This window comes from Kamptonema animale CS-326 (genome assembly GCF_028330895.1).
In the GTDB taxonomy this organism is placed as follows: domain Bacteria; phylum Cyanobacteriota; class Cyanobacteriia; order Cyanobacteriales; family Microcoleaceae; genus Kamptonema; species Kamptonema formosum.
Map to the genome: position 1 here is coordinate 1 of NZ_JAQMUA010000175.1, position 5,979 is coordinate 5,979.

A 5,979-nucleotide genomic window follows, 5' to 3' on the forward strand; every position below is an offset into this window, starting at 1 on the left:
CGATAGAGATTGAGATGCTCCACTAAGTCTTGAACGGTGGATTTAGCTTCATTCAAATTGCCAGCAATAAAGCCAACGGGGTTATTAATTTCATGAGCCACGCCAGCAACCAAATTCCCCAAAGCCGACATCTTTTCGCTTTGAATCATTTGCAATTGGGTTTGCTGCAAGTCATGTAAGGCTTGCTCTAACTCTTGAGATTTTTGGATGATGGCGGCTTCTGCTTGTTTGCGATCGCTAATATCCAAAAATAATCCATCCCAAACCATAGACCCATCGGCAAGTCTTTGGATTCGAGATTCCCCATGAATCCACTTGATAATTCCAGAGGGTGTAATAATTCGTCCTGACCATTGCCACGAAGATATGGTTTGAATGGCTTGAGTTTGCGACTGTTGATAACTCACGGCATCATCTGGATGCACCATATTGTCGAAAAATTGCCAATTGGACATGGCTTGCTCTGGGGTAATTTCTAGTAAGCTGTAAGAGTCGGCACTGATGTAGCTCAACGATATAAACCCATCGGCACTCATGCGATATTGATAAACTACCCCAGGCACATTGTCTACCAGGTTATGGAAGCGAGAGTTGCTCGCACTCAAGTTTTCGAGCGATCGCTCTAGCTGTTGGGAATAGGTTTGTGACTGCTCATAAAGTCGGGCATTTTCCAGAGAAATTGCCGCTTGAGCGCATAACAGATTGAGCAGTTCGACGCGATCGCTTGTGAAAGCGCCTTTTGCTAAAGTATTTTCTAGATATAAAATGCCCAACAACTTCCCTTGATGCAAAATGGGACTGCACAAGATACTAGAAGGCTGCTGACGAATAATATACGGATCGTTGGCTAAAGTCGGATCGGCGATCGCATCAAGTAGCACAACAGTCTGCTGGTTATGCTTGACTTTGTAAATTAGCTTTAAGGGAATATCCTGACTCTCTTCAACCGGAATCTGCTGCAACACAACTGGCTCTGTATTTTCAGTTATTGACCCCTTAACCAGCAAGCGATCGTCTCGCAAGAGCATTAACACACACTTATCTGCTCCCGCATTTTCAACAACAATCGAAAGCAACGATGAAAGCAGTTTTTCCAGTTCGATTTCACTGGAGAGAGTTTGGGAAGCTTTGAGAATAGCAGCTAAATCAAGGGAATGGGAAACACTGCTGCTAGAAGTAGCTCCACTGGTGGAGGTGACAGTTCCCAATGTAAAGATAGTTTCGTTAGTTGACAGGGGAGAACGGGTTTGTTGGAGGATGGGAGCCAGTAGTTGGGGATAGCGTGTTTCCAAGTCAGCAACTTTGGCTTTAGCGCCCCAACGAATGTAGCAGTAGTAGGCTTCTTGCATATATATTTGGGCAATTTTTTCTTTACCCCAGTTGAGATAAAATTTCGCGGCTAGTTCATTGGCAAGGGCTTCCTCCTGGAGATATTCATTGGCTTTGGCTCCAGCAATTGCCTTGTCGTATAACTCAATTGCTTCGGCTTTTTGTCCTAAAACTCGGCATTTTTCTGCCTTGATTAAGTCAACTTTATGTTGGTGATTCATGGGAGCATGATGCGCCCATTGAGTAATATTAGTTTGATGAATTTCCATCAGGGCAAGAGTGTTTGCTTGCTCAATTTCTGACTCCATAGAGCATAGTGCCAGGTAGGTTAACCCAGCATAGAAATGAAAAACAGGAATTTGAATCATTCCTGTTGCTGCCATCAAATAGCGGTTAGCTTGGGTAAGGTAGTCTAGGGCATTGGTGTAGTTGCCAAAAATATAGGCAAGCATCAGTTTATAGATATAGACAACAGCAAGGACAGTGAGTTCGTTATTTTGATACTGCTTAGGAAACATCACCGTTTCATCGTAGGCAGTACCGATTAATAAATCCGGTTGCTTGACAATTTCTGTCAAGTTCTGCACCGTCTGTTGTGTTGCCTTTAGGTAAGCCAGAGGAGAATCTTGCTTCAGAGTTGCTAATACAACACAGTAATTTTCTATTTCTAGTGCCCAATCGTCCAGAGCCACTCCACCGAATAGATGATCGTAAAAACAAATAGCGATACTGTAGCCAGCATTGAGGAAATCACCTGTTTCCATCCCCGCTAGATAGCTATCTTTGAGCGTTAGTATTGCTGACCTTAGTATTTCTTGACGATGCTGGAGAAAAGCGCCAAAAAAAAGTAAAGCTGAGGACTTAAATTCCCGTACATTCAACTCATTGACTAAGCTCAGTGCTAGTCGCCCAAAGTCATAACCTGTTTTTACTTCTCCTAAAAAAGAAGACAACACCATGCCGTAACCTACATATCCGATTGTTGATGCAGGCGCATTTCCAAATTGGAGAGATAGACTCACCATTGTGGAGCAATACAGAGGTAGCAAGGCAGGACACGCTGCAAAAATCGCTGAAAACAACATGGCTAATAGTTGCATCGCTGCAATTGTCTCTGAGTCGCTCATCGCAGGGAGGTTAATCAGTTCTGAAATCTGTTTGCCCTGAAGGCGATCGCCAAGGGTTTGTAGTGCTTTTCCTGTCAATGCTTCATCAGGTTCAGATGAGAACTCAACCCCCAATTCTACCAGCGCATTTTTGCCGACAGATATTGCTTCTAACATCTGACTCTGGGCTGTCAGTGCGCTGATTTGGATCTGATAAATTTTCACTCGGTCTAGTATGGTTTGAGCCGAGCGCAACACCAGTGCTGCCATCTGTTCCATTTCCTCAAAATCACCATTCAAATAGGCAACTTCAGTCGATGCAACATACAGATTCAAAGTTAATTCATACTGATGTTGCCAGCAGTTAGCTGTTAGTAACTCAATTCCTGTTTGTAAATAAACTCTTGCTGCGGCGTAAGCTGTGGAATTTCTTGCCTTCACTCCCGCTTGTAAATTTAGTTGAGCTAATGTTTCGCATTCCCTTGCTTGACTAATTAACTCAATTCCTAAATTCAAATGCCCAACAATATCAAATAGTTTTTCCTCAAGCTCTAGCTCGGAGAAATTTTGTTGAAGTAATTGTCCGATTTTCAGATGAGTTGCTGTTTTTTGATGACTGGGAATCAATGAGTAAGCAGCTTGCTGTACTCGGTCATGTAAAAATCTATACTTGGCTATTTGTTGACTGGTATTTTGATTTGACACTACCAATCTCTCATTTTCTTCTCTCTGATAAAACTTATAAACATCGCTCAGCGGTAAAATTAGCCCTTCTTGTAACGCTTTCCATAAATCCGCCGACGTTTCAATTTCTGATTTTTCTGAAACAATTGCCAAAGTTGCTAAATCAAACTGATTGCCAATACAAGCTGCTAACTGCAATATCTGTTGAGTTGATGGCGGTAGTTTTCGCAATTGAAAACCCATAAAGACCACAACGTCATCTGTAACTGCTTGCTGATTCACTTGTGCAATGTCACATTGCCACCCCCCCGTAGCCCCCCCTTGGTAAGAGGGGCTTGGAGGCGTGAATTGAATCAGTCGATCTTGATGTAATGCTTTGAGAAACTGGGTAGCGAAAAATGGATTTCCTTGAGTTTTTTGAGAGATTAATTGAGAAAGAGGTAATGCCAAAGTTTCTGGACATTTCAGTGTGTCAGCAACTAATTGATTTACTTTGACTTGACTCAATGGCGCTAAAGTAATCGTATTAATTGTTGCTTGGGTTTTCTTAATCTCACTCAAAGTCAACATCAATGGATGTGCCGGGTTGACTTCATTATCACGGTAGGCACCAATTAACAAAAGATGACCTGTATCAGCCATTAAAAGCTGCATTAAGTTCAGCGATGCTGAATCTGCCCATTGCAAATCATCTAAAAACATCACTAATGGATGTTCTGCACTGGTAAAGACTTGGGTAAACTTTTGAAACAATAAATTAAATCTATTTTGTGCCGCTGTTCCTGATAATTCTGTAGCAGGTGGTTGTTGACCAATAATTATTTCTAATTCCGGGATGACTTCAATAATTACCTGTCCATTTTCTCCCACCGCTTCTAATATTTGGCTTTTCCATTGCTCTAGTTGGAGATCGCTTTCGGTTAACAATTGTCCGATCAAATCTCGAAATGCTTGCATAAAACCAGAGAAGGGAATATTTCGTTGAAATTGGTCGTATTTGCCTTTGATAAAATAACCGCGTTGTCGCACAATGGGTTTATGAACTTCATTGACAACTGCGGTTTTTCCAATTCCTGAAAAACCAGCGACTAGCATCATTTCTACCCCCCTATGTCCCCCCTTAGCAAGGGGGGATTCAGGGGGGTGTCCCCCCTTAGCAAGGGGGGATTCAGGGGGGTTGGCGACTCGCTCAAAGGCTTGGAGTAGAGTTTCTACCTCGGTTTCTCGTCCATAGAGTTTGTCGGGGATGAGGAAGCGATCGCATACATCCCTCTGTGCAATCTCAAAGCTCTCAATCGAACCCGTAACTTGTAACTGAGTTAAACACTTTTCTAAATCATATTTCAGTCCCAAAGCACTTTGATATCTGTCTTCGGCATTCTTTGCCATCAATTTGTTGACAATATCTGAGAGTACAGACGGAATTTGTGGGTTAATTTCCTGTACTAAGGGTGCTGCTTTGGCAATATGACCATGTACTAACTCCATCAGGTCATTTGATTGAAATGGTAATTTCCCTGTCAGTAATTCGTAGAAGGTGACACCTAAAGAATAAAAGTCAGTACGATAGTCAATCCCCCGATTCATTCTGCCAGTTTGTTCTGGGGAAATATAAGCGAGTGTTCCTTCTAACACATTGGGATTGATGAGTGTTTGGGTTTCCCGTGGTAGCAAAGATGCAATACTAAAATCTATTAATTTGACTTGTTTCGTTTCAGGATTAATTAAAATATTGGCGGGTTTGATGTCTTTATGAATAATTCGCTCGTGATAGAGTAGATATAAGGTGTTGCACAGTGCGATCGCGATTGTTAAAAACTCCTGTACTGATTGTAGATTTCCCTTCATTGCCCATTCTTTCAGAGAAATCCCCCCAAAGTCTTCCATGACTAAGGCATAGCCATTTTGATAGGGCTCCAGGCTATAGGTTTGGACGATTAGGGGTGAGTCAAGATTTTTGGCAATAGTATATTGATTGCGAAACTGCACCAATTCGCTAAAGGTGGGATAGTCATTTTTGAGCAGTTTGATGACCACAGGTAATTGGTCATGGGTACGGACTGCGCGATATACTAGGGTTCGACTTCCTGAATAAACTGTTTCGACAATTTTATAGTTGGGAATTTGAACGGTTGTGTGAAGTTTGCTGGAGGAGTGAGAGTTATTAATGGTCATAGTTTTTTGAGGATTTATGAGTAAGCGATCGCTTACATGAGTCCGAAGAAGAGGGAATAATTAACTTGTTTATGCCGCCTTGATGGGTAAGGTGATGATAAATTCTGTTCCTTCTCCTAGTATAGAGTTAACGTTCAGGGAACCGCCATGTTTTTCCTCAACAATTTGACGCGCGATCGCCAATCCCAAACCCGTCCCTTTCCCGACTGCTTTTGTCGTAAATAAATGGTCAAATATTTGGGCTTTAACTTCTTCGTTCATCCCCTGACCATTATCAGCAATACTAATTTTCACCTGGTTATCTACTAAGGAGGTTTGAATGGTAATCCGATTAGGATTAGCCTTAATTTCTGCAAAGCTGCGATTGATATTTGATTCTTCCAACGCATCGATCGCATTAGCTATAATGTTCATAAACACCTGGTTAAGCTGTCCAGGGAAGCATTCGATCGCCGAAATATTTCCGTAGTCTTTAACTACTTCAATCGCGGGTCGCTCATCGTTGGCTTTCAATCTATATTTGAGAATTAAGATCGTGCTGTCGATGCCCTCGTGGATGTTAAAAGGAACTTTGTAGTCTTTGTCAACTCTAGAAAAAGTGCGGAGGCTAGTGCTAATACCTTGGATGCGATCGCAGCCCAATTGCATCGAGTCAATCATTTTAGGCAAGTCTTCGATGATGTAA

General features: G+C 42.0%; 2 protein-coding genes. Both read right to left on the reverse strand.

Annotated elements, in window-relative coordinates:
* On the reverse strand, positions 1–5,294 hold a 5,294-nt coding region (locus tag PN499_RS10530), incomplete at its 3' end, for a protein kinase domain-containing protein (RefSeq protein ID WP_272031806.1).
* Positions 5,295–5,363: 69 nt separating this feature from the next.
* Positions 5,364–5,979: sensor histidine kinase (locus tag PN499_RS10535; RefSeq protein ID WP_272031807.1), on the reverse strand; the 616-nt coding region annotated here is incomplete at its 5' end.